At 70.4% G+C, this 24,253-nt stretch carries 18 protein-coding genes; 7 read left to right on the top strand and 11 right to left on the bottom strand.

The genetic code is table 11. The annotated features are described in order from the left end of the window. The first annotated feature begins 6 nt into the window (after window positions 1-6). The 3 genes from kdpC to OZ403_RS00720 all read left to right on the top strand — a co-directional run bounded on the left by kdpC (window position 7) and on the right by OZ403_RS00720 (window position 3,743). Window positions 7-642, top strand: a complete 636-nt coding sequence (kdpC, locus tag OZ403_RS00710; RefSeq protein WP_140786632.1) for a potassium-transporting ATPase subunit KdpC — start codon at window positions 7-9, stop codon at window positions 640-642. Between the two features lie 87 nt (window positions 643-729). Then, window positions 730-1,899, top strand: a complete 1,170-nt coding sequence (locus OZ403_RS00715) for a sensor protein KdpD (RefSeq protein WP_140786633.1) — start codon at window positions 730-732, stop codon at window positions 1,897-1,899. Then, a complete protein-coding gene (locus tag OZ403_RS00720; protein ID WP_140786634.1) occupies window positions 1,896-3,743 on the top strand; it encodes a HAMP domain-containing sensor histidine kinase in 1,848 nt (615 codons plus the stop codon). The genes OZ403_RS00715 and OZ403_RS00720 overlap by 4 nt, the downstream gene beginning before the upstream one ends. 112 nt (window positions 3,744-3,855) lie before the next feature. Here OZ403_RS00720 and OZ403_RS00725 read toward each other — a convergent pair whose 3' ends face one another. Then, the gene (locus OZ403_RS00725) at window positions 3,856-4,323 is read right to left on the bottom strand and encodes a hemerythrin domain-containing protein (RefSeq protein ID WP_268783245.1); all 468 of its coding nucleotides are present in this window, start codon (window positions 4,321-4,323) and stop codon (window positions 3,856-3,858) included. A gap of 173 nt (window positions 4,324-4,496) precedes the next feature. After that, complete coding sequence (locus OZ403_RS00730; protein WP_140796911.1) at window positions 4,497-5,858, bottom strand: sigma-54-dependent transcriptional regulator; 1,362 nt, start codon at window positions 5,856-5,858, stop codon at window positions 4,497-4,499. A gap of 70 nt (window positions 5,859-5,928) precedes the next feature. On the opposite strand from OZ403_RS00730, the gene OZ403_RS00735 reads away from it, so the two are divergent. Both OZ403_RS00735 and OZ403_RS00740 read left to right on the top strand, forming a co-directional pair. Further along, window positions 5,929-6,405, top strand: a complete 477-nt coding sequence (locus tag OZ403_RS00735) for a hypothetical protein (RefSeq protein WP_237077912.1) — start codon at window positions 5,929-5,931, stop codon at window positions 6,403-6,405. Between the two features lie 373 nt (window positions 6,406-6,778). After that, entirely contained in the window at window positions 6,779-8,374 is a 1,596-nt protein-coding gene (locus OZ403_RS00740) for a methyl-accepting chemotaxis protein (RefSeq protein ID WP_140796912.1), read from the top strand. 62 nt (window positions 8,375-8,436) lie between these two features. Here OZ403_RS00740 and OZ403_RS00745 read toward each other — a convergent pair whose 3' ends face one another. Together OZ403_RS00745 and OZ403_RS00750 are read right to left on the bottom strand one after the other, a co-directional pair. Continuing rightward, complete coding sequence (locus tag OZ403_RS00745) at window positions 8,437-10,092, bottom strand: formate--tetrahydrofolate ligase (RefSeq protein WP_140786638.1); 1,656 nt, start codon at window positions 10,090-10,092, stop codon at window positions 8,437-8,439. Between the two features lie 206 nt (window positions 10,093-10,298). After that, complete coding sequence (locus OZ403_RS00750) at window positions 10,299-10,715, bottom strand: hypothetical protein (RefSeq protein WP_268783246.1); 417 nt, start codon at window positions 10,713-10,715, stop codon at window positions 10,299-10,301. Between the two features lie 153 nt (window positions 10,716-10,868). Here OZ403_RS00750 and OZ403_RS00755 point away from each other — a divergent pair, with 153 nt between their 5' ends. After that, entirely contained in the window at window positions 10,869-12,413 is a 1,545-nt protein-coding gene (locus OZ403_RS00755) for a sensor histidine kinase (RefSeq protein ID WP_268783247.1), read from the top strand. Window positions 12,414-12,420: 7 nt separating this feature from the next. On the opposite strand, the gene OZ403_RS00760 is transcribed toward OZ403_RS00755, so the two are convergent. From OZ403_RS00760 to OZ403_RS00790, 7 genes are all read right to left on the bottom strand, one after another. Then, a complete protein-coding gene (locus tag OZ403_RS00760; RefSeq protein ID WP_268784934.1) occupies window positions 12,421-13,299 on the bottom strand; it encodes a sulfite exporter TauE/SafE family protein in 879 nt (292 codons plus the stop codon). Beyond that, a complete protein-coding gene (locus OZ403_RS00765) occupies window positions 13,299-13,910 on the bottom strand; it encodes a rhodanese-like domain-containing protein (protein ID WP_140872976.1) in 612 nt (203 codons plus the stop codon). Before OZ403_RS00765 ends, OZ403_RS00760 begins: the two co-directional genes overlap by 1 nt. A 17-nt stretch (window positions 13,911-13,927) precedes the next feature. Continuing rightward, window positions 13,928-14,632, bottom strand: coding sequence for an MBL fold metallo-hydrolase (locus tag OZ403_RS00770; protein WP_140786643.1), 705 nt, complete (start codon window positions 14,630-14,632; stop codon window positions 13,928-13,930). Window positions 14,633-14,874: 242 nt separating this feature from the next. Continuing rightward, complete coding sequence (locus OZ403_RS00775) at window positions 14,875-16,164, bottom strand: sigma-54 interaction domain-containing protein (RefSeq protein WP_268783248.1); 1,290 nt, start codon at window positions 16,162-16,164, stop codon at window positions 14,875-14,877. Window positions 16,165-16,193: 29 nt separating this feature from the next. Continuing rightward, window positions 16,194-17,465 carry an NAD(P)/FAD-dependent oxidoreductase gene (locus tag OZ403_RS00780; protein ID WP_140786645.1) on the bottom strand — a complete coding sequence of 424 codons (1,272 nt, stop codon included), beginning with the start codon at window positions 17,463-17,465 and terminating at the stop codon, window positions 16,194-16,196. Window positions 17,466-17,615: 150 nt separating this feature from the next. Further along, window positions 17,616-20,318: a DUF748 domain-containing protein gene (locus OZ403_RS00785; protein ID WP_268783249.1), complete on the bottom strand. Its 2,703-nt coding sequence runs from the start codon at window positions 20,316-20,318 to the stop codon at window positions 17,616-17,618. Between the two features lie 371 nt (window positions 20,319-20,689). Then, the gene (locus OZ403_RS00790; RefSeq protein WP_268783250.1) at window positions 20,690-22,093 is read right to left on the bottom strand and encodes an ELWxxDGT repeat protein; all 1,404 of its coding nucleotides are present in this window, start codon (window positions 22,091-22,093) and stop codon (window positions 20,690-20,692) included. Window positions 22,094-22,550: 457 nt separating this feature from the next. Here OZ403_RS00790 and OZ403_RS00795 point away from each other — a divergent pair, with 457 nt between their 5' ends. Further along, entirely contained in the window at window positions 22,551-24,245 is a 1,695-nt protein-coding gene (locus OZ403_RS00795) for a DUF885 domain-containing protein (protein WP_237080116.1), read from the top strand. Window positions 24,246-24,253: the final 8 nt, after the last annotated feature.

The raw sequence follows: 24,253 nt of genomic DNA on the forward strand, positions 1-24,253 counted from the left end.
ATCCCCATGTTCTCCACACTTCTCACCGGTCTGCGCACCTGCGTCGTCACCCTGGTGCTCACGGGCTTGCTGTACCCGCTGGCCGTCACCGGGCTGGCCCAGCTTCTCTTTCCCAGTGAGGCCAACGGTTCGCTTGTGAAGGACGACCGGGGCCGCGTGGTGGGCAGCGCGCTCATCGGCCAGGGCTTCACCCGGGCGGGGTACTTCCATCCGCGTCCTTCCGCCGCTGGCGCGGGCTACGACGGCGCGGCGTCCTCGGGCAGCAACCTGGGCCCCACGTCGCTGAAGCTGAAGGAACGCGCGGCGGCCGAACTGGAGCGCCTACGCCGGGAGAATCCGGATGCGGCGGGCCCCGTGCCCGCCGAGCTGGTGACGACGTCCGCGTCCGGGTTGGACCCTCACCTGTCGCCGGAGGCGGCGCGCTGGCAGACGGCGCGGGTGGCACGGGCCCGCGGCGTGGCGCTGGAGCGGGTGCTGAACGTGGTGGACGCGCTGGTGGAGGGGCGGACCTTTGGCGTGCTGGGCGAGCCGCGTGTCAACGTCCTGCTGTTGAACATCGCGTTGGACCGGCGCTTCGGGCCGCTTCCGGACGCGGCGCCGGGCGTGGGGGGCGGGGCCTCGCCGAGCCAGGGCGCACCTTGAGCCACGTGGGGGCACGCGCATTCACCACGTGAGATTCGCCGGGCGCGAGGGCATCCTCCGCCCGGCGTCCCACCGGATGGGCAAAGGATGACGATGACGCGGCGCTCGCGCGCGGAGGACTTCCTGGAGCTGGTGGAGCGGGGCCGGCGCGGCCGGCTCAAGCTCTACATCGGCTTCGCGGCCGGGGTGGGGAAGACGTACCGGATGCTGGAGGAGGCACACGCGCTGAAGCGGCGCGGCGTGGACGTGGTGCTGGGCTTCGTGGAGCCGCATGACCGCGCGGACACGCAGGCGCTGGTGGAGGGCTTGGAGGTGGTGCCGCGCAAGCAGTACACCTACCGCGACGTCACCGTGGAGGAGATGGACCTGGACGCGGTGCTCGCGCGCAAGCCCCAGGTGGCGGTGGTGGACGAGCTGGCTCACACCAACCTCCCGGTGTGCCGCCACCGCAAGCGCTACCAGGACGTGCAGGAGTTGCTGGACGCGGGCATCAACGTCATCGGGGCCTTCAACGTCCAGCACCTGGAGAGCCTCAACGATTTGGTGGAGCGCGCCACCGGAGTCACCGTGCGGGAGACACTGCCCGACAGCTTCCTCAAGGCCGCCGACCAGGTGGTGAACCTGGATCTGGCGGTGGAGGACCTGCACGAGCGGCTCCGGATGGGGAAGATCTACGCGAAGGACAAGGTGCCGCGGGCGCTGGAGCGCTTCTTCAAGGAGGAGAACCTGGCCACGCTGCGCGAGCTGGCGCTGCGTGAGGTGGCGGAGAGCCTGGACCGCGCCACCGCGAGGCCGCCTCCGGGGGAGGGGGATGAAGGTTCGCAGCGGGGCGCGGCGTGGGGCCGGGTGCTGGTGGCGCTGTCCAGCTATCCCCGGCACGCGGCGACGCTGCTGCGCCGGGGCTCACGGATGGCGGGCCGGCTGAACACGGACTGGTTCGTCGTGTACGTGGAGACGCCGCGCGAGGCGCCGCACCTCATCGACGCGGAGGCGCAGCGGCATCTGTTGACGAACATCGAGAAGGCGAAGGAGCTGGGCGCGGAGGTGGTGCGCCTGAGGGCTCGAGACCCGGTGGAGGGCATCCTGGACTTCGCGCGCTCGCACGGCGTGGGCCACATCATCGTCGGCCGTTCGCATCAGCCGTGGTGGAAGCAGCGGCTGGGGCGCGCGGTGGACATGAGGCTGGTGCGCGAAGGCCGGGGCTTCGACATCCACGTGGTGGCCTTCGAGCCGCGCGAGGAGGGACGCCGTCCATGACGCTGCGAGCCCGGTTGTTGTTGGCGCAAGCACCCCTGGCCCTGGCGCTGCTGTTGGTGGGTATGGTGGCCGTGGTGACGTTGTCCCAGCTGGGGCGTTCTGGGCCTCGGGTGCTTCAGGACAACTACCGCAGTGTGCTGGCCGCGCAGGAGATGATGGCGCAACTGGAGCGCATGGACAGCGGGGCGCTCTTCATCATCGCGGGGGAGCGGCAGCGCGGGCTGACGCAGCAGGCGGCGCAGCGTGCGCGCTTGGAGTCGCAGTTGCGGGTGCAGGAAGGCAACGTCACCGAGCCCGCCGAGGATGCGGCGACGCTCCAGTTGCGCACGGCCTGGCGGCGTTACCAGGAGGTCTACGACGGGTTCCTCGCCCAGTCGTCGCCGGAGGGGGCGCGGGAGGCGTACTTCGGTGTTCTCGAGCCGGCCTTCCAGGAGGTGACCGGCGCGGCCCGGGCCATCCTGGACCTGAACCAGGACGCCATGGTGCGCAAGAGCGAGGCGTTGCAGCGGCAGAGCGCGCGGGTGAACACGGTGATGGTGGCGGCGGTGATGGTGGCCTTCGTGGTGGGGTTGTTCGCCTCGCAGTCGCTGACGCACCGGGCGCTCCGTCCGGTGTCGGTGCTGTCGCAGGCGGTGCGGCGCCTGGGCGAGGGCGACTACGCGGTGCGCGCGGTGGTGGAGGGACAGGACGAAATCGCGCAGGTGGGGCGGGACTTCAACGCCATGGCAGAGGCGCTTCAGCAGTACCGGCGCAGCAGCCTGGGTGAGTTGCTCCAGGCGCAGGCGGCATCACAGGCGGCCATCGACAGCCTGCCGGACCCGGTGGTGGTGTTCGGCGCGGACGGAGGGCTGCTCAACGTCAACCGCGCGGCGGAGGACGTGCTGCGGCTGTCGCTGGAAGCGGGCGGGGACATGCTGGGGCGGGTGGTGCCGGAGGCGCGCGCGGTGCTGGAGCGGGTGCGTGAGCACGTGTTGACGGGGCGAGGGGCGTATCAGCCGCGCGGGTACGAAGAGGCGGTGCGGGCGCCGCTCCCGGAGGGCGACCGGTGGCTGCTGGCGCGTGGCAGCCCGGTGTACGGGGAGTCAGGGGAGGTGGTGGGGGCCACGGTGATTCTCCAGGACGTGACGCGGCTGCGGCGCTTCGACGAGCTGAAGAACGACCTGGTGGCCACGGTGGCGCACGAGTTCCGCACGCCGCTCACGTCGCTGCGCATGGCGCTGCACCTGGTGACGGAGGGCGTGGTGGGGCCGGTGACGGAGAAGCAGGCGGACCTGTTGTTCGCGGCGCGCGAGGACTGCGAGCGACTGCAGGGCATCGTGGATGACCTGCTGGATTTGTCGCGCATCCAGGCGGGGCATCTTCAGTTGGAGATTCGCCGGGTGCCCGCGGAGGAGTTGGTGGACGCGGCGCTGGACGCACAGCGCGCGGCGGCGGAGGAGCGCGGGGTGCGGTTGTCGAAGCAGGTGGGACTGGACGTGGAGCCGGTGGACGTGGACCCGGAGCGGCTGGGGTTGGTGCTGGGGAATCTGGTGGGCAACGCGGTGAAGCACACGCCCACGGGAGGCGAGGTGGAGGTGCGCGTGTCGCGGGACGCGCACGGGGTGCGCTTCGAGGTGAAGGACACGGGGGAGGGGATTGCCTCGGAGCAACAGGCGCGCATCTTCGAGAAGTTCTACCGGGCGCCCGGCGCGCCCGCGGGAGGCGCGGGGCTGGGGCTGTCCATCGCGAAGGACATCGTCCAGGCGCACGGCGGGGAGATTGGTGTGGTGAGTACGCCCGGCCAGGGAAGCACGTTCTGGTTCACGTTGCCCCGGCGGCAGGAGCCCGGGCCGGCGAGCGCGTGAGGACGTGACGCGGGGAGCTTGACCGCTGCCAGCCGAGGAACGGTGTGCCACAGGGCAACACCGCGCCCTCGTCTTCACGCTGCTGACGTCCCCGTGAGTTGAACTCGGGCCCTCAGACGTTCGCCTGCCCCTGGAGCTTCTGCATCTCCTCGCGGCGGACCTCGGAGGCGGTGCGGACGATGTCCTTGCACGACATGCCCAGGTCTTCCTCGGTGACCTTCTGACCGAGTTTGGGAAGCACGTCCCGTTCCTCCATCGTCACGTGGTCCTTCACGACCTTCTCCAGTTCACCGAACAGGGAGACCAGCTTCTGCGGGTCGTTGCGGGCGCGGATCATCTGGGCGATGAGCTCCGTCATCTCCCCGTGCTCCTCGACGGAGTCCTGAATCAGCTTGTCCCCCACCACCCGGCGCGCGGCGGGGTACACCCAGCGCTCCTCGATGGTGGTGTGCAACGTGAGCGCCTCCGCGAGCTGGATGCCGAGCTCTCGCTTGCTCGCGTCGTCCTTCGCCGCGCGACAGGCATCGAACAGCGCTTCCACTTCGCGGTGCTGCTGAATCAACAGGTCAATCACGTCCACGTCTGCGCTCCTTGGAATCGGTTCGGTGTCCTCCAACGCTCCGCATGCGCGCAGGACGCCGCAATCGCCGCTCCAGGCACGCGGTGAAGCCCTGCCCGGTCCGCTCCCGTGGAACACCATTGACGAGAGCCGGGCACACGGGCGCTCCCAGGCCCGTGCTCACCCGGCCGCGCTCAGCCCTCGCCCGACTCGTACTTCTTCCGCTTCCGCCACAGCGTGGACGCGTCGATGCCCAGCACCCGCGCCGCCTCGTCCAGCGTGGGTGCCGAGGCCATGACGCGCAGCACGTGCTCGCGCTCGATGCCCTCCAGCGTGTGCGGCCCGCCCAGCGTCATCACAGGACTCCCCGCCGCGGCGATGCGGTCCGGGAATGCCTGCGGCTCCAGCACCTCCGCCGGCCAGACGATGAGCGCCCGCTCCATCGCATTGCGCAGCTCGCGCACGTTGCCCGGCCACCCATAGGCCAGCAGCATCTTCTCCGTCGCGGGCGACAGCTCCGGCGGAGGGCGCTGCGCCGCGCGCGCGAAGAAGGAGACGAAGCGCCGGGCCAGCGAAAGCAGGTCCTCCGGCCGCTCTCGCAGGGACGGCAGCTTCACCTCGATGACGTTCAGCCGGTAGAGCAGGTCCTCACGGAAGCGCCCCTCCGCCACGTCCTTCTCCAGGTCCCGATTCGTCGCCGCCACCACCCGCACGTCCGCCTTGCGCGTGCGTCCCTCGCCCAGCCGTTCGAACTGCTTCTCCTGCAGGAAGCGCAAGAGCTGCGCCTGCAGCCCCGGACTCATCTCCGCGATTTCATCCAGGAACAGTGTGCCCCCCTCCGCCGCCTCCACGCGTCCCGGCTGGTCCTTCACCGCGCCAGTGAACGCGCCGCGCACGTGGCCGAACAGCTCGCTGGCCAGCAGTTGCTCGGACAGCGTGGGACAGTTGACGGTGACGAAGGGCCGGCGCCGCCGGGCGCTCATTGAATGCAGCGCGCGGGCGAGCACTCCCTTGCCCGTTCCACTCTCTCCCCGAAGCAGCACCGCCGCGTCGGACGCCGCCGCGCGCGTCAACAGCCCGATGGCCGCGTGCATCGCGGGCGAGGCTGTCTCCAACGTGGCTTCCGGCACCGCTTGGGAAAGCTGCCCCTCCAGGTTCTCCAGTTGCGACGCCAGTTCCTGGTGCCGCCGCGCCTTCTCCACCACATGGCGAATCTGCGCGGGTGTGAAGGGCTTGGGCAGATAGTCCCGCGCCCCGCGCCGCATCGCCTCCACCGCCGTGTCGAAGGTGGCGTAGGCGGTGATGAGCACGACGTCCAGGTGGGGTGACTCGGCCAGGAGGCGCGGCAGCAGTTCCATGCCGCTGGCCGTGCCCAGCCGCAGGTCGACGAAGGCCAGGTCGGCGGGGCCTTGCGCCAGCGCGGCCAGCGCGGCCTCGGGCGTGGCTGCCTCTCGCACCTCACAGCCGAAGCCCTCCAGGCACACGCGGAGGGTGTGGCGGATGTTCCGCTCGTCGTCCACGACCAGCACCCGCATGGGGCGCTCTCGAACGTCCATGGCTTCATCCTAGGTGCAATCCCCGCCGCCGCACGGTCAGACTCCCGTCCAGCGTGCGGGAGCACACGCAATGGCCGCCCAGGTGTTGGCGGTTGCCGCACATCCGCTGCACTCCGTGCTGGCGTTGCTCTCCGGTTTGGGCTGGAACAGGGGGCGTATGCGCTTGATGGGGATGATGGCGGGCGGCCCACCGCCCGAAGACGGTGAAGAGGAGAACGTCTTCTCCCGAGCCCGAGGCCCCTCGCCGGCCGAGAAGCGGACCCGGAAGGTCGTGCTGGTGGGGCTGGTGCTGCTGTTGCTCGGCGGCGTCTGGCTGTACCTCCAGGGCGGGGAGAACCGGGCGCTGAACGCGCTGTCTCCCGTGCAGCGGGCCTCGCTCTTCCAGGAGACGCGCGACTCCTTCCGCGAGATGTGCATGGGCGACGCGGGCACCAGCCGCTTCCCGAAGCGCTGCGCGCAGATGGCGGACTTCCTCACCCGCTTCACGGAATGTGACGCGACCTGCCAGCAGGAGATTGCGCCCGCGCTCCAGCGCTCCGTGCGCTGATACGGGGCTCCACCGGGGAAGCGGCGGCCTGCCCTCCTGCCCGGAGAGCGCGGTGAAACCGGGCTACCGGGACACTCTCCCCGAGGTGGGGTCGGGTCCCACCCGTCTTTCACGGCGCTCCGCGTCTGTCTGCATGACACGGGTGGTGAGAGTTACCAGCCCGCAGACAGTTGGCTATCCTACGACGCGCGGCGTGAGCACCGGCCGCACGAGGATGTGGCTCCCGCGGGAGTCCACGGAAGGATGGCGACATGTGCTGGTGCAGCGGGCCCTGGAAAACGGGGTGGCTCTTCCACAGCCGGATTCTGGCCGCGGCGCGCGGCATGGAGTCGCGGGCGTTGAAGGGTGCTCACGGTAGCGGGGAGGCCAGCGGGTGCGTCTGAAGCTCAAGCAGAAGATGATGTTGTTGCCGGCCGTTGTCGCGGTGTTCCTGGTGGCCATCCTGGTGGCGTTCATCGCCCTGGGCGCGCGCTCCGGCAGCGTGTACGCGCGCATCAGCAGCTCGCAGGTTCCCACCATCGAGCTGAGCCGTGAGGTGATGCACCGTTTCCCGGGCCTGCACCGCAACGTGCTGGCGGCGGTGGCGGCGAAGGCGGCGGGAGGATTGGAGCCGCTGAGCGCGGAGGTGGACGCGCTCCAGTCGAAGCTCGACCTGGCGAGGGCCGTACCGGACGCGAACCTCCAGCGGGTGGATGAACTCAAGTCGTCCCTGGCCACGTACTGGCGGAACTCCACGGCGGCGGTGACGTTCGCGGTGGAGGGTGACGAGAAGGCGGCGTCCACGCTCGAAAGCGTGGAGTCCCTGGCCGCGTCGCTGTCCCATGAGCTGGAGAGGGCCGTGGAAGCGGATGGCCAGGCCATCGCGACCTCCTACGCGGAGGTGGCCGGGCTGCACCGCGCCACCACCTGGACGGTGTGCGTGCTGGTGCTGTTGTGCATCGCGCTGACGGTGGGGCTGGCCTACTGGCTGCACCGCGAGGTGACGCTGCCGCTGGCGAAGCTGACCTACGTGGCCACGCGCATCGCGGAGAAGGGCGACCTGACGCAGGCCATCGACGTGAGCGCCCACGACGAAGTGGGAGAGCTGGCGCGCGGCTTCCAGGTCATGGTGACCCGGCTGCGCAACGTGCCCACCACCATCCAGACGGTGGTGACGGACCTGACGAACGCGGCGAAGACGCTGACGCAGGCCAGCCAGGAGCAGGTGAACTTCCTCACCAATCAGTCCCGCAGCCTCACCGAGGCGAGCACCACCATCGCCGAAATCGCGCAGACGTCCAGCATGGCCGCCAGCCGCGCGGAGATGGTGCTCCGCGTGGCGGGACAGGCGGATGCGTTCAGCGCGTCCGGCCAGGAGTCCATCGAGAAGAGCGCCGAGGGCCTCCAGCAGATTCGCCAGCGCGTGGGCGCGCTGGTGGGCAGCATCGGGCACCTGAGCGACCAGGCCGTGCACGCCGGTGAAATCATCGGCAGCGTGAAGGACCTGGCGGACCAGTCCAACGTGCTCGCGCTCAACGCGGCCATCGAAGCGGCGCGCGCCGGGGAGCAGGGCCGGGGCTTCGCGGTGGTGGCGCGGGAGATGCGCTCACTCAGCGGTCAGTCGCTGCAGAGCACCCAGCGCATCGGCAAGATTCTCCTCGAAATCAACCAGGCCATCCGCCAGACGGTGGGCATCGCCGAGGGCGACAGCGAGAAGATGGAGGAGGGCATCGAGCAGGTGCTCGCCTCGGCCAATACGCTGAAGGAAATCACCACCGTGGTGCAGGAGAGCAGTCAGGCCGCGCGCCAGATTGTGGCCTCTGTCACCCAGCAGAACGCGGGCATCGCGCAGATGACCGAGGTGATGACCACGCTGTCCTCCATGATGGCGGACGTGGTGACGGCCACGATGACCGCCGAGCAGGCGGTGACGCAAATCAACGCGTCGCTGGGGCAGCTCCAGGTGCTGTCCACCGGCTTCCGCGTCTGACGCCGCCTCGGGGCCGCGCGGGTGCCACCGCCCTGGGTGGCACCCCGGCTTGGGGCCTGGGCTCACTCCCCCTGCATCAGCCCGGTGACGCGCCCGTCGTCGTGGACGGTGACGCGGCGGGCGGCGGGCTCGCGTGGCAGGCCGGGCATGGTGAGGATTTCTCCAGTGAGCGCCACCATGAAGCCCGCGCCCGCGGACAGCCGCACCTCGCGCACGGTGAGCGTGAAGCCGCGCGGCCGTCCCAGCTTCGTGGGGTCATCCGACAGCGACAGGTGCGTCTTCGCCATGCACACCGGCAGCCCGGCGCCACCCAGCTCGCGGACGGCGTCCAGGTCCTTCTTCGCGCTCGCGGTGAAGGCCACGTCGTCCGCGCCATAGACGGTGCGGGCAATGGCGGCCACCTTCTCCTCGGGCGTCTGCGCCACGTCGTAGAGGAAGCGCGGCTGGGGCGGCGCGGCGTCCGTGCCGTCCAGCATCTCCAGCACGCGGTCGGCCAGCTCCAGCGAGCCGTCACCACCTCGCGAGAAGCCGTCACACACGGCCGTCTCCACGCCGCGGGCCCTGCCGAAGGCGCGCAGCTCTTCCAGTTCGGACTCGGTGTCCTGCGGGAAGCGGTTGACGCACAGCACTGCCGGCAGGCCGAAGGCGGCCACCGACTCCAGGTGCTTCTCCAGGTGGGCGAAGCCGCGAACCAGGGCCTCGCGGTCCGGCTCGGCCACGCGCGCGGGGGCGGCGCCACCGTGGTGCTTCAGCGCGCGCAGCGTCACCACCAGCACCACGCCCCGGGGCCACAGCCCGCTGCCGCGGCACTTGATGTCCAGGAACTTCTCCGCGCCCAGGTCGAAGCCGAAGCCCGCCTCCGTCACGACTTCATCCGCGTACGCCAGCCCCATGCGCGTGCCCAGCACGGAGCTGCACCCGTGCGCGATGTTGGCGAAGGGCCCCGCGTGCACCAGCGCCGGGCCGCCCTCGCGCGTCTGGGCGAGGTTGGGCATCAGGGCGTCCTTGAGCAGCGCCACCATGGCCGCCGCCGCGTCCACGTCGCGCGCGCGCACCGGCTGGCCGTCCCGGGTGTGGCCGATGATGACGCGTCCCAGCCGCGTCTCCAGGTCCTTCAGCCCCTCCGCGAGCGCGAGGATGGCCATGACCTCACTGGCGGCGGTGATGTCGAAGTGGTCCTCGCGCGGCACACCCTGCGCCTTGCCGCCCAGGCCGACGATGACGTTGCGCAGGAATCGGTCATTCATGTCCAGCGCGCGCCGCCAGCGCACGCGCGTGGCATCCAAGGCCACCGGCTGGCCGTAGAAGACGGCGTTGTCCACCAGCGCGGACAGCAGGTTGTTGGCGCTGGTGATGGCGTGCAAGTCGCCAGTGAAGTGCAGGTTGATGTCGGCAGCGGGCTCCAGGCTGGCCTGCCCGCCGCCGGTGCCGCCGCCCTTCACGCCGAAGACGGGCCCCAGGGACGGCTCGCGCAGGGCCGCCACCGCGCGGCGCCCCCGCTTGCGCAAGCCCATGGCCAGCGCCACGGACATGGTGGTCTTGCCTTCCCCCGGCGGCGTGGGGTTGATGGCGGACACGAGCACCAGGCGTCCCTGCCGGCCGCCCCGCTTGCCGAGCGCGTCCAGCGACACCTTGGCGCGGTGGGTTCCCCACGGCAGCACGTCTTCGGGAGACAGGCCCAGTTCGGCGCCCACGTCGGTCATGGCTCTCAGCGTCATGCCGGGAATCTCCGCGCGGACCTGGCGGCGGTCAACGGCGGAGACGCGTGCCTGCTAGAATTCAGGGCCGCGAAGACTTTCGCTCGCGTGTCTGGATTCCTGCTGGTGTCGGAGCTCCCCACGGCGAAGTGTCCCAGCCCGCGTCCGAATGGATGTCGGGCCCGCTGGTCGCGGGTCCCATCACCGGCGACTGCTCGTCGCGCGCGTCAATCCAGGCGGAAGCCTTCGGGGGCGCGAGGGTCCTTCCGCTCATACATGTTGAGGTACATCATCACCGGCTCCTCCAGCCCGTCGTAGGTGACGACGTACACGTCGAGCAGGCCGCTGCCGAAGGGCGCGCCCTCCGACTCGAAGGCGCAGCAGCTCCCGTGCCGCTCGTAGCGGACCTTTTGCCCCTGCGGTCCCCGCAGGTGCTGGAGGTATTCGTGTTCGCCGCCGACACCTCCACCCACGTGGATGGGGTCGTCCTTGCTGTAGCCATAGCCGGAGGGCGCTCTGGACGTGGCTTCGGGGGCCGCCGCTTCCGTCGCGGGCTCGGCCGGCCGGGTGGCGCTGGCGGTGGAAGCACAGCCCGTGGTCAGCACGGGCACCAGGAACAGCATCGCGAGGCGGGAGGTCGTCATACGGCGGGAGCCTACCGCTTTCGCATGGCAAGCGGCCTTGGGGTCGGAGCCCCTTTGGCGGTAGCAGCCGAGCAGGGCGGCCCCTTTCATGCCCTTGGCGGGCGCCGCATCTTTCCGCCGGAAATGTCCCGCCAACGAGGCCGAGGAGCGCCCATGTCGAAGGCCCACATCCATGAGCAAGGAGGGAGCGGATGGGGCGCGCCGGGGCCTGCCGAGGCCCGTCACCCGAGCGGGCCCGCCTTCGCTCCGGTGCTGCTGAGATTGGGGCACGCGCTCCAGGCGGCGCTCATCGTCGACGCGCACGGACGCGTGGTCTGGATGGACGAGGCGCTGACACATGCCACCGGACCGCATGGCGAGCCCATCGAAGGGCTCCACGTGGATGCGGTGCTCGCTCGGCTGCCCTGGCTCGCGCAGGCGATGCGGCCCGCGCTCCATGGCAAGGCCGGTGTCCACGAGGAGCCGGGCCTGAATGCCTTCGTCCTGCCCGTGTTCGACGAGCAGGGCACATTGTTGGGGGCCTGCGCGCGCCTCCAGGTTCCCGAGTCCTCGCCGGGGCAGGCCGCCGAAGGCGGTGTGACGCGGCACGCGCCGGAGAGCCTGGCGCACATGAACTCGGTGCTGCGCGCCACGTTCGACTCGATTGCGGAAGGCGTCATCGTGGTGGACCTGAACAAGCGCGTCACGGCCTTCAACAAGCGCTTCCTCGACATCTGGGGGCTGACCGAGGAGATGATGGTGGACCGCGACGCGGAGCGGGTGCTGGAGCGCGCGGCGGGCGGCGTGAAGGATTCGGAGTCGTTCACCTCGCGAATCCGGGAGCGCTTTGAGGCCTCCGAGCAGGTGGACGTGGAGACGGTGGAGTTGCTGGACGGGCGCATCCTGGAGCGCAAGTCGCTGCCGCAGCGGATGGGGGACACCATCATCGGCCGCGTGTGGAGCTACCGGGAGGTGACGGCGGAGCGGCAGGCCGAGGCCGAGCGCGAGCGGTTGCTGCGCGAAGCCCAGGAGGCCATCCGCGTGCGGGACGACTTCCTGTCCATCGCCGCGCACGAGCTGAAGACGCCGCTCACGCCGCTGAAGCTGCACCTCCAGATGTTGCGGCAACACGGCACCGAGGGGGACGGGGCCTCCGCCCGGCACGTGGACAAGTCGTTGATGCAGGTGAGCCGCCTGACGGGATTGGTGAATGACCTGCTGGACACCTCGCGCATCCAGGAGGGGCGGCTGACGCTGAAGCATGGGCCCGTCGTGTTGCAGGAGTTGGCCCACGACGTCGTCTCCGAGATGCGCCTGTCCAGCGCGCACCACCGGGTCGAGTATGAAGCGCCGGACGCGCCCCTCGTCGTCCTGGGCGATGCGGACCGGCTCGCGCAGGTCCTGGTCAACCTGATGGAGAACGCCTTCAAGTACAGCCCCAGTGGGGGAACGGTTCGCGTCCGGGTGGCTCGGGAGGACCGCCACGCCCACGTCTCCGTCCAGGACGAAGGCATGGGCATTCCGCGGGACCAGCAGGGGTACCTCTTCGAGCGCTTCTTCCGCGCTCGCAATGCCCCCATCTCGGGCTTCGGTGGCCTGGGGCTGGGGCTCTACATCTGCGGAGACATCGTCGAGCGGCATGGCGGCCGTCTGTGGGTGGAGAGCGAGCTGGGACGCGGCTCCACCTTCCACTTCACCGTGCCGCTGGCATCCTCGTGACGGTGCCTCACCGGGGCAGGGCCTGCGCGGTCTGACGCTGGCGGGCCACCCGCAGACGCCACACCGTCACGGGAATGCCCACGGCAAGAGGCGCCACGCTCCAGAGCCACAGCCCCTCCGTCCACACGCGCTCACGCAGGGGCGCGGGAGCCTGGGCGCTCAGGATGAAGGCGGCGGTGGTCAGCACGAACACGGCGAAGCCCTTGCGCAGCAACGCGGGGGGGACGCGCCCCGCGAGCCTTCCTCCCACGAGGCTTCCCGTCATCGCGGCCAGGAGGACTTCGCCGGTGAGCATCCAGGGCAGGTCCAGGTGGCCCAGGTGGCCTACCAGGCCGGCGGCGCACTGGAGCGCGATGACCACCAGGGACGTGGCGGTGGCGACTGGCATGGACAGTCCCGCCAGAGACAGCGCGGGCACGATGAGGAAGCCGCCCCCGGCGCCCACCAGTCCCGACAGCACGCCCACCGCGATGCCTTGTGCGAGCACGCGCGGAGCGGGGAGCGGGGGGACGCTGGTGGCGACGGGCCCGGCTTCCCGGCGGCGAAGCATGGCCACTGCGGCGGCCACCATGACGCCCGCGAACAGGAGCAGCAGCGTGTCGGGCGCGAGGTGGGGATTGAGCCGGCCGCCAAGGAATGCCCCGCCCATGCCACCTGTGCCGAACACGAGCGCGGTGCGCCAGCGGACGCGGCCCGCGCGCGCGTGAAGGAAGGCGCCACTGGCGCTGGTGACGCCCACCACCACCAGGGACATGGCGATGGCCGTCCGAGGCTCGACGTCGAGCACGTAGATGAGCAGCGGCACGGTGAGGATGGAGCCGCCACCTCCGAGCAGGCCCAGCAGGATGCCCACGAGCAGCGAGCCCGCGATGCCCGCGTACAGCATCACCGCTCGCCTTCCGCGCGCGCGGCGGCGAGCAGGTCCCGGTATGTGCGCAGCAGGTGCTCGAAGGCGGCGGCGTCCCGGACACCCGTCGGCCGCGCGGCCTGGAGCGCGTCGAGCACGGCGGTGAGGGCTTCCCGAGACGGGGTCGTCATGGGGGGCACGGTGGGCGCTTCATGGGGCGGCGGCGTCAGGGCGCGGTGGAGGCCGTCGAGCAGTCCGTCGCGGACGGTGCCCAGGGTGGGCAGGGTGTGGGGGACGGGGCGCACCACGGGCAGCCGCGCGGTGTTCCACGCGAGCATCCCGCCTCGCAGGTTCATCACTCGAGTGAAGCCCAGGGTGACCAGGCTCGTGGCCGCCCTCGCCGAGCGCGCCCCGGAGCGGCAGATCAGCACCACGTCCGTGTCACGCGGCCAGGTGTCGACGACGTCCGGCACCGTGGCCAAGGGGGCGTGCCGGATGCCCGCGACGTGGCCCAGGATACCGTCGAGCTCGGCGGCCTCACGCACGTCGACCAACGTGAGCTCGGAGGGCAGGCACGCCGCGAGCTGTCCCACGTCCACGTCGCGGTAGCCCGCGGGATGGGGTGTGGCGTTGTCGAAGAGAGGATGCATGGGGGCTCCGCGTGACTTCAGGCCTGGAGGGAAGGTGAGGGCGGCGTGTGTCCGCAGGCCCGGTTGGCGGGGACGGCCACGTCCAGCTTCCGGGGAGGTGGGAGCTGGAGCGCGTTCATCAAGACGATGAAGTCCGCGCGCGTGCGCCCGGCCAGCCGGGGGTTGTGCTGCTTCTCCTCGCCCACCGTGGACACGGCGTGCCCGGCGTAGTCGTGGCCGGGGTACACCACCGTGTCGTCGGGCAGGGTGAAGAGGACGCGGGTGATGGCGTCGTAGAGTTGGCCCGGGTCGCCGTTCTGGAAGTCCGTCCTTCCGGTGCCTCGGATGAGCAGCGCGTCTCCGGTGAAGAGGCGGCGCTCACAGAGGAAGCTCAGGCTGTCGTCGGTGTGACCGGGTGTTTCGAGGACACGGACTTCGAGGCCGCCCACGCGCACGATGTCTCCGTGGTGCACCGTCTGGTCCACGCAGGGCGCGCCGCGGCTGGAGGCCACCACGGTGGCGCCTGTCCGCTCGCGGAGCACACCCGCGCCGGTGACGTGGTCGGCGTGGACGTGCGTCTCCAGCACCACGGACAACGTGAGGCCCAGCTCCCGGAGGAGCTTCAGGTCGCGCTCCGTCTGTTCCAGCACCGGGTCGATGAGCGCGGCGGCGCCCGTGGCCTCGTCGGCCAGGAGGTACGTATACGTCGAGGTGTCCGCGTCGAAGAGCTGGCGGAAGAGCATCGTTCGCCTCCGTCGGAGTAGGGGTGCGAGGCCGTCATTGCCAGTGACGTGCCAGCAGGCGGGGCGATGGCGGTGGCGGGACTCGTGTCGAGGGGACACGGTTTGCCGGCACTGCGGAGACGGACCCTGCGGGCAAGACGGCATGCTTCAAGCGCGCTCCCGTGAAACGCACCTGAAACAGGAGTGAAACGTCGTTTGAGGGCAATGTTCGTGGTGTTTCGTGGCCGACGCCCGCCCGTCGCTCAGCGTTCCACCGACGCACCCAGGTCGCGCAGGCGCCGCCACAGCGTCACGCGGCTGACGCCGAGCAGGCGCGCGGCCTCGGAGCGGTTGCCGCCCGCCTGGGCGAGCGCGGCGCGGATCCGTTCCGGCTCCAGCGAAGCATCCAGGGGAGGCTGCGTCACGGGAACGGCCTGCCGCGGCTCGGAGAACTCCGGTGGCAGGTCCGCCTCTCGGACCACCGGGCCTTCGCCAATGACATAGGCGTACTCCATCACGTTGCGCAGCTCGCGCACGTTGCCGGGCCAGGGGTGCTCCTCCAGCAATCGGCGGGCACCCGGAGAGAAGCGCTCCACGCGGCGGGCGCCTCGCTGGTGCAGTTCCTCCAGGAACCGCAGGGCCAGCGGGAGGATGTCGCCTCGTCGCTCCCGCAGCGTGGGCAGGAAGAGCGGCACCACGCGCAGGCGGTACATCAAGTCCGCGCGGAAGCGTCCCGCCTCCACTTCGCGCCGCAGCGGCCGGTGCGTGGCGGCGATGATGCGCACGTCCACGGGCACGGGCTGGCGGCCTCCCACGGGGATGACGGTGCGCGTCTCCAGTACACGCAGCATCTTCGCCTGGAGGTCCAGGGGCATCTCCGCCACCTCGTCCAGGAACAGCGAGCCCTTGTCCGCGAGCCGGAAATGTCCCGGACTGTCGCGCACCGCGCCCGTGAAGGCGCCGCGCACATGGCCGAACAGCTCGCTCTCCAGCAGGTTGGGCGGCAGCGCCGCGCAGTTGATGGCGCGAAACGGCCCGCGCGCCCGTGCTGACAGCGCATGCAGCGCGTGAGCGATGTGCTCCTTGCCGGTGCCCGACTCCCCGCGAACGAGCACGCTGGACTCGGTGCGGGCCACCTTCTCGACGATGCGGAAGACGCGCTGCAGCTCGGGCGCCTGGGTCCACAGGCCGTGGAACAGCTCCGCGCGACCGTTCGTCTCTTCCTCCGCGTCAGGCGAGAGGAGCAGGGCCCACCCGGATGCCCGAGGCCCTCGCGCCAGGGGGACGGCGCGCACCCGCACGGGCTTCGAGCGCCCACCCACGCGCAGGCGGACGGAGGCCTCACGCCCGTTCTTCAGGACGGCGTCCAACTGCTCCGCCGCGCCGTCAGCGCGCACCAGGACCTGCGCCAGCGGCGTCCCGGCGCGCAGTGTGCCGCCCAGCAGGGCTTCGAGCGCGGGCGTGAGCGCGGTCACCTTCCGCGCGTCGTCCACGAGCAGCACGGGGCCCGCGAGGGCATCCAGGGCGGGGAGCGCGAGGTGGGAGGTGGGCATCGTCGGTGCATAGCCCGGCTCCCGGCGTCTTACGCAAGGCCCCGCATCATGAATGCCCAGTAGAGGCGTGGCAGGCCGTATTTCTTCAGCAGCCACATGTCGCGCCGCTCCTGCATGGTGTCGATGAAGGGGATGGTGGGTGCGGGCTTGCCGTCGTAGTCGAACTCGGCGAGCAGCAGGCGCCCGTAGCCGGTGGTGAGAGGGCAGGACGCGTAGCCGTCATACCGCGCGGGCAAGGGCAGGTCCTTCATGCAGGCCAGGAGGTTCTCCACCAGCACCGGCGCCTGCTTGCGGATTGCGGCGCCCGTTCGGCTGGTGGGCAGGTCCGACGCATCGCCGAGCGCGAAGACGTTCGGATGGTCCGGGTGCTGGAGCGTGTACTTGTCCGCCTTCACCCAGCCGGCATTCGGACCCTCCTGCCAGGACAGCGGGCTGCGCTTGATGAAGTCCGGCGCGCTCTGCGGCGGGGTGACGTGCATCATGTCGTAGGCCAGGGTGATGCGCTCCGTCTGCCCGTCGCGCGGGGCCTCGAAGGTGGCCTCGCGCCGCTCGCCGTCCACGGCGATGAGGTTGTGCTGGAAGCGGGGCGTGATGCCGTAGCGGTGCACCACGCCCTCCAGCACGGAGGCGAAGGGCTTCACTCCGAAGATGGTCTTGGCGCCGGAGCCGAAGACGACGCTGGTGCGCTCCAGCACGCCGGTACGGCGGAAGTGGTCCGCGGCCAGGTACATGATTTTCTGCGGGGCCCCGGCGCACTTCACGGGCGTGGAGGGCTGGGTGAAGAGCGCGGTGCCACCCTGGAAGTTCTGGAGCAGGCGCCACGTCTTGGGCGCGAGTTGGACGTCGTAGTTGCTGCTGACGTGCGGCGTCTTCAGCGCCTCGCGAAGGCCCGCGACCTTGTCCCAGTCGAGCTGGATGCCAGGGGCGACGACGAGGAAGTCGTAGCCCAGGCGGAGGCCCCCGCGGGTGAGGACCTCCCTCGCCTCCGGGTCTATCTCCGTGGCGGCGTCGCGCACCCACTTCACGCCGCGCGGGATGAGGCGGGACTCGTTGCGCACGGTGTCCTCGATGCGCGCCTCCCCGGCGCCCACCAGCGTCCACAGGGGTTGGTAGTAGTGGTGCTGGGAAGGCTCGAGGACGGCGACGCCCTTCTGCCCGGCGCGCGCCAGCCGGGCGGCCACCGCGATTCCGGCTGTGCCTCCTCCGATGATGAGGACGCGATGGTGTTCGCGCACCGGCACCACCACGGGGCTGGACGGCGTCACCGAATCCTCGCGGCCGAAGTCCTCGCTCGTCTGCATGTCGCGCGCTCCCTGTGACACGTGAAACGGGCAGGAAGCCCTAGCAGGGCGCATGCCACACTCGTCCCCGAGGGCAGGCCTCGGGTGACGGGGTGAACAGGGTGTTTCCCGACCGTTTCAGCGTGTTTCAGGGGACGCGGGCCGCGGCACCTACTTCCCGAAGAGGCCGCGCAGGCGCTTCTTCGCTTCTTCCTCGGCGCGCTTCTTGGCCTCGGCCTCCAGGCGCGCCTTCTCCTCGGCGGCCTTGGCCTCCAACTCCCTGCGCCTGGCCTCGGCCTCGGCGCGAAGCTTGTCTTCGCCGCCTTCGATGAGGCCCTGCACCTGCTGGCCGCGCTCGCCGCCAATCAGGTTGCCCGCCAGCGACGAGGCCGCCAGCTTCGCGATTTGCGTCACCGCTGGCTTCACGTCCAGGCTGGTGACCTCCGGCTTCCACGCGGGGCCCGTCAGCTTCAGGCCCACGGGGATGGCGGCCGGCGGCGTCACCTTGCCCAGCGTCAGCGTCTTCACCGTGGACGGCGACAGCGACACGGAGCCCGTCAGGTCCAGCGCGCCGTCCAGCCGGATGCCGCCGTCGAAGCTCAGCTCCGCCTCCGGCCGCGACCACGTCAGCGGCTTGGAGAGCTGGGCCACGCCGTTCTTGATTTGCACGCTGAAGGGCAGGTCGCCGCCCAGCTTCGTCACCTGCTCGTTCTTCAGGCCCTTGGCCGCGATGGGCAGCGCCTTGGCGAGCGGCTCGGACACCGCGGACACCAGGTCCTTGCCCAGCAGCTCGCCATCCAGCAGGTCGCCGTTGATGCCACCGAGCAGCGTCTGCTTGAGCTGGTCGGGCGTGTAGCCCACGCCCTTCACGTCCACGTTGCCGTTGAACTTTCCCGTCACGGCCTTCTGCGGAGTGAATTGCGTCAGCGCCTGCTCCACCGCGACGCCCTCCACCTTCACCTTCGCCTCGAAGGGGCGCTGCTCCGGCAGAGGGCCCAGGCGCACCGTGGTGCCGTCCGCGACGATGCGTCCGCCGTAGACGCCCGTGGAGAACTTCTCCACCGCGATGAGGTCGTCGGTCATCTTCACCACGCCCGTCACGTGGGTCATGTTCATCTCCATGTAGCGCAGCGTGCCCACCGCGAAGCGGATGTCGCCCCGGTAGCCGTTGAAGCGCGTCGGGTCATCCGACGGCGGCTCCTCCGGCGGCGGACCGCCGCGCGCCTGGACTTCCTCCTCGCTCATCATCAGCGCGTCCGCGTCCAGCTTCTGGCTCTTGAGGTCCGCGGAGAATGTCGTCGTCTGCTTCTTCCCCGAGCCCGCGAGCGCGAAGGACGCGCTGCCCGTCATCGTGTCCGCGAGCACGTTCGCGGTGAGCTTGGGGATGTCCACCTTCATGCCGGAGCCCTTGCCGGGCGCGTAGGTGCCCGCGGCGCTCAGGTCCATCCGCTGTCCCGGGGCCTTGTCCACCAGCAGGCCGGGCCGCAGGTCGATGCCGCCCAGGTCCGCCTTCGCGTCGAAGCGCAGGGCGCCGCCAGTGGCCGCCGCGCCGGAGACTCGCGCGGAGAGCTTCATCGCCCCGCCCGCGTCCTTGGTGAGCTGGGCCGGCACGCGCAGCCGCACGGGCGTCAGGTCCACGTTGACGTCAATCGCCTGTGCGTCCTGCGTGCCGCTGCCGCGCACGTCCAGGCCGATGGGGCCGGCAATCATCCCGTTGAGCTGCTTGCGCAGCGGCGGGTAGTACTCGGCGAGCGCGGCCGGGTCCAGGTTGCGGCCCGTCAGCTCGAAGCCCTCCACCGCGGGCTTGTCGGTGAGCAGGCCCTTCACGCTGCCCTTGCCGGTGAGGCTCGCGGGTCCCAGGTCCACCTTCAGCTTGTTGAGGGCCAGGTCACCGGTGGTGATGTCGCCCGCGACGTCGGTGTCCATGACGACGTCCAGCGCCTTGCCACCCTCGGAGCCGGTGAAGCTCAGGCCCAGGGCCTTGATGATGCCCACCAGCTTCGTGGGGCCCTGGCCGCCGGGAACGGCGCCGCCCAGGTCCGCCTGCCAGTCTGCGTCCAGCGTGCCCGCCTGCAGGCCGATGTCCGGCGGCAGGAAGGGGCCCAGCGGGGCGAGGTCGATTTTCTGCGCCTTCAGCGTCACGCGCTCGGGCGTGGGGACCAGCGTGGCCGGCAGCGGCGCGGCGTGCAGGGACACCTGGAGGTTCTGGGTGTCCGCGAGCACGGCGGCGGCCAGGTTCACCACCAGCGGCTTGCCCACGCGGAGGTCCTTCACCTCGATGTCCAGGTCCTTCACGCCCAGCTCGCGGGCCTGCGCTCCGGCGCCGCGGTCCACGAAGCGGATGGCGCCGTCGGTGAGGGCCGCGCGCTCCACGTGGACGCCGGAGAGGTCCATGGGCTGCGACTCTTCAGCCGGAGCCTCCTCTTCCTTGGGCTGCTGTTCTTCCAGCCGCTGGAGCAGGCGCTGCACGTTGGTGGTGCCGTCGGCGAAGCGGACCAGGTTGACGGTGAGGCCAGAGACCTCGGCGTTCTTCACCTGGATGTCCTTGCCGCTGGAGGACAGGAGCGGGCCCGCGGCGACGCGGACGTCAATCAAGGCCAGCTGGGCCAGCGGCAGGTCTTCCCCTTCGGCGGGGCCGACGGTGACGTTCTCCACCTGGGCGCCAATGGTGGGGAAGAGCTTGGTGGAGATGTCCCCGATTTCGATGGGACGTCCCAGGAGCTGGGAATAGGTGGCCGCCTGGTCGCGGGCCGTCTTCAGCAGGATGGCGTCCAGTCGCCAGAGCGCCACGGCCACGACGATGACGAGGAGCGCGAAGACTCCTCCAAGGACATAGGGCCAACGGCGCTTCTTCTTCACCACGGTGTCGGACATCGCTTGAAACCTCCTCCAGCGAGCGGGCCGCAGGCGCCGGCCTGTGCGGTACCCGACGGGCAGGCAGACGCTTAGCCCAGCCCTGGCTCGTCCGCACGCGTCAGACGCACTGGCCCGCAGCGGGACAGCAGCATGACAGTTCTGCCCAAGACGACGCTGGAGGCGGGGAGAAATGCACGGAGGCGTACAATTCCAAGGACGGACGGCCGCTCTGGGAGCTCGAAAAAGGGGACACCAGCCGGCTCCTGGTGCCCCCTGCCACTCGACAGTTCTCCGATGTGGGCACCCGGCGCCAGGAAGGGAAGGGGGCCACTGCCGTCCCGGCTGGCCCCTGGGGCTGGCTGCGCCGAGGGCGGGCAGGCGCCTACCGCTCAGAGCCCGCCGTTGCCGCTCATGTCACACATGCCCGCTGGCCGGATGCGCAGCGCGCGCAGCTCGCGGCCGTAGTCGGTGCTGTCGCTGGCGACGAAGTAGAGGTCCCACCCCGAGCGTACGAAGTCGGTCGGGAGCGAGTGCATGTTCCCCGGCGCGATGCCCTGCACCTCGAACGCCCCCTGCTCCCGAGTGTCGCTCACCCACGCCTCCCGGCCCCCGGCCTCCGTGTAGGCGCTGAAGAAGAGGTACTCCTCCACGGCCGTCAGCTCCGAGGGCTCCGAGCCCAGCGCGCCCACGGCGATGTCGGCGTGCAGCTGCGTCCCCGCGCTCGTCCCGTCGCTGCTCCACAGCTCGCGGCCGTGCACCCCGTCATCCGCGACGAAGAAGAGCCGGTCCTTCACCACCGTGAGGTTCGTCGGCTGCGACGGCACCGCGCCCGGGTGGATGTCCTTCACCCGTGTCGTGCCGGACGTCGTGCCGTCGCTGCGCCACAGCTCGAAGTCCACCCCCTCTGCTCCAGTCGCCGCGCTCAGGAAGAGCTTGTTCTTGTAAGAGACCATTCCCAGCGGTGCGCCGATGAACGTGTACACGTAACGCACCAGGCTCGACGTGCCGTTGGTGACGTAGAGCCGCGTCTCCGGCGCATCGAAGTTCCAGGTGAAGAACAGCTTGTCCCCCACCGGCGTCAGGTCGCCCAGCATGTTGTCCTCCGTCCCGTCCACCAGACGCACGAAGCTGGCGCCATCGGTCCGGTACAGCTGCACCCGGCTCGACTGGCGGTCGGTCGGTGAGAAGATGTTCACCTTGACGTAGAGGGCGTTCGTCCCCGCGACCAACTCGAAGTGGCTGGAGACCAGGTCTCCCTCCGTGCTGAAGTCACGCAAGAGGAAGGTTCCCTCCTCGGTGCCGTCGCTGCGCCACAGCTCGCGGCCATGCACACCATCGTTCGCCGTGAAGTACAGCACGCCGTCGTAGAAGGTCAGGTGGTCCGGGTCGGAGCCCAGCGCCCCCGGCGAGATGTCATGCACCAGCTCCGTGCCCTCGGTGGTGCCATCCGTCTTCCAGAGCTCGCGGCCATGCACGCTGTTCTTCGCAGCGAAGTACGTCGTCGTCCCGCACTGGAGGAAGGGGCCCGCGTCCGAGCCCTGTCCCCCCGAGTGCACGTCCATCAGCGGACGCGTCCCCGGCGCCACGCCCGAGCTCATCCAGGGCTCTCGGCCCCCCACGCCATCCGTGGCGGAGAAGAGGAGGACCTCGTTGCCGTGGGTGAGGTCCCGCGGATGGGAGTGCCCCGCGCCCGGGACGATGTCTCGCACGAGCCGGGCCGTCGTGTCGCACAGCTGCCAGCCGGAAGACGCACCCAGGCGCGCGGTGTCTTCCCGGCCGACGGCGGCTTCCACCTCCCCGTGCTCCAGGCGAACCGGGTAAGGGGCTTCGATGCCGCATCCGAGGGTGGCGATGCCTGAAGCGACGGACAACAGCAAAGGAAGGCTTTGTGCGCGAAGACGCATACTCACTCCTTGTTGCGGTGGGGCTGGCTGCGGTGGGGTGCCGCGGTCGCGCAATCTGGCCGGGATGTGACGAAACCCAAGCCGTCCGCGAGTCGGTCCAGGGCTGTCATTGCGTGACAGTCGCCCTCCGCGGACGCCTCGGCGTACGAGAATGGGGACCTTCAGTCGACAGCTCGGGCGAGAGCTGTTCGACGGAGAATCATCCAGACCGCGCTTCCCGCTTTCCGAACCGCCGTTCAATCACGAGACTCGGCGCGCCATGCGCATTCGCTCCGCATTCGTCCTGTTGGCCTGTGTCTCCGCTTGCGCATCGCGCTCCGGGGCCGGGCCGGAGTCCTCCACGGCCATGCCCACCGCTTCAGTCTCCGCCGCGGATGCCGACTATGTCCTCCTCGCGCGCGAGTATCTGGATTGGTATGCGGCGGCGAATCCCACCCGGGCCACGCGGCTCGGCTATCACATGCATGACGCCCACCTGCCGGACGTCTCTTCGGACGCGCTGAAGCGCAAGGCGGAAGCGCTGCGCGGCTGGCTGACGCGCCTGGAGCAGGCGGTGGCGCGCGGTGGCCTGTCGGGAGATGCCGCCGTGGACGTGCGCGTGCTGGAGAACGCGATGCGTGCCGACCTGCTGGAGCTGGAGGAGGTGCGCCCCTGGGAGCGCAACCCGGGCTTCTACGTGGGCATCATCTCCAGCGGGCTGGACGGCCTGTCGTCACGCGAGTTCGCCCCTGTGGCCGAGCGCATGCGCGCCATGCGCTCCCGGATGGCGCGCATCCCTGGCGTGCTCGACGCGGCGCAGTTCAACCTGAGCGGCGTGCCGAAGCTGTGGGCGGAGTACGCGCTGCGCGACGCGCGCGGCACCGTGGCGTACCTGCGCACGGACCTGCCCCGGGCCCTGGCGGCGCAGGGGTATGCCCAGGTACCGCTGAGCGAGCGCGCCGCCTTCTCCGCCGCGCGCGAGGAGGCCGCGCGGCAGATGGAGGCCTTCGCGGTGTGGCTGGAGCGCGAGCTGCTGCCCAAGGCGGACGGTGACTTCCGCCTGGGCCGCGAGCGCTTCGAGAAGAAGCTGGCGCTGGAGGAGCACGTCACGCTGGACGCGGACGCGCTGCGCGACATCAACGAGCGCGCCATCCGCGACTACAAGGCCTGGGTGGCGCGCGAGGCCGCCCGGTTGGACGCCTCCAAGACGCCCGAGCAGGTGATGGCGGAGTTGGTGAAGGACCACCCGAAGGCGGAGGAACTGGTGGCGTCGGCGCGGGCGCAGCTGGTGGAGCTGCAGCGCTTCGTTCGCGAGCGGAACATCCTCACGCTGCCGTCGGACCGGCTGCCCGTGGTGCGGGAGACGCCGCCCTACGCGCGGCTGGGCTTCGCGTCCATGGACACCCCCGGCCCCTTCGAGACAAAGGCCACCGAGGCCTTCTACAACATCACCAACGTAGAGCCCGGCTGGACGCCCGAGCAGAAGGCCCAGCACCTGACGTACTTCAACCGCGCGGGCCTGCTGGGCATCACCGTCCACGAGGCCATGCCTGGCCACTTCGTGCAGCTGCTCTACGGCGCGCGGATTCCCACGGACGTGCGCAAGGTCTTCACCCCAGCGTCACTGGTGGAGGGCTGGGCGCACTACTCCGAGCAGATGATGGTGGATGAAGGACTGGGCAACGGCGACCCGGCCGTGCGGCTGGGGCAGCTCCGCCGCGCCCTCCAGCGGCACGCGCGCTGGTACGCGGCGCTGGCGCTGCACGTGTACGGAGAGCCCGTGGAGGCGGTGGCGAAGCGGTACGCGGAGATTGCGTACTTCGAGCCCTTCCCCGCGCTGCGCGAGGTGGAGCGCGGCACGCTCGACCCCACGTACCTGTATTACGCCGTGGGGCGCATGCAGATTTTCAAGCTGCGCGACGACTACCGCCGCCACCTGGAGTCGCGCGGGAAGACGCTGGTGCTGAAGGACTTCCACGACCGGCTCCTCCAGCTCGGGCTGCCGGTGTCGCTCGCGCGGGAGGTGTTCCTGCCGGGCGACACGGCGCCGTCGCTGGAGTGAGCCGCGGA

Source organism: Myxococcus sp. NMCA1 (genome assembly GCF_026810205.1).
In the GTDB taxonomy this organism is placed as follows: domain Bacteria; phylum Myxococcota; class Myxococcia; order Myxococcales; family Myxococcaceae; genus Myxococcus; species Myxococcus xanthus_A.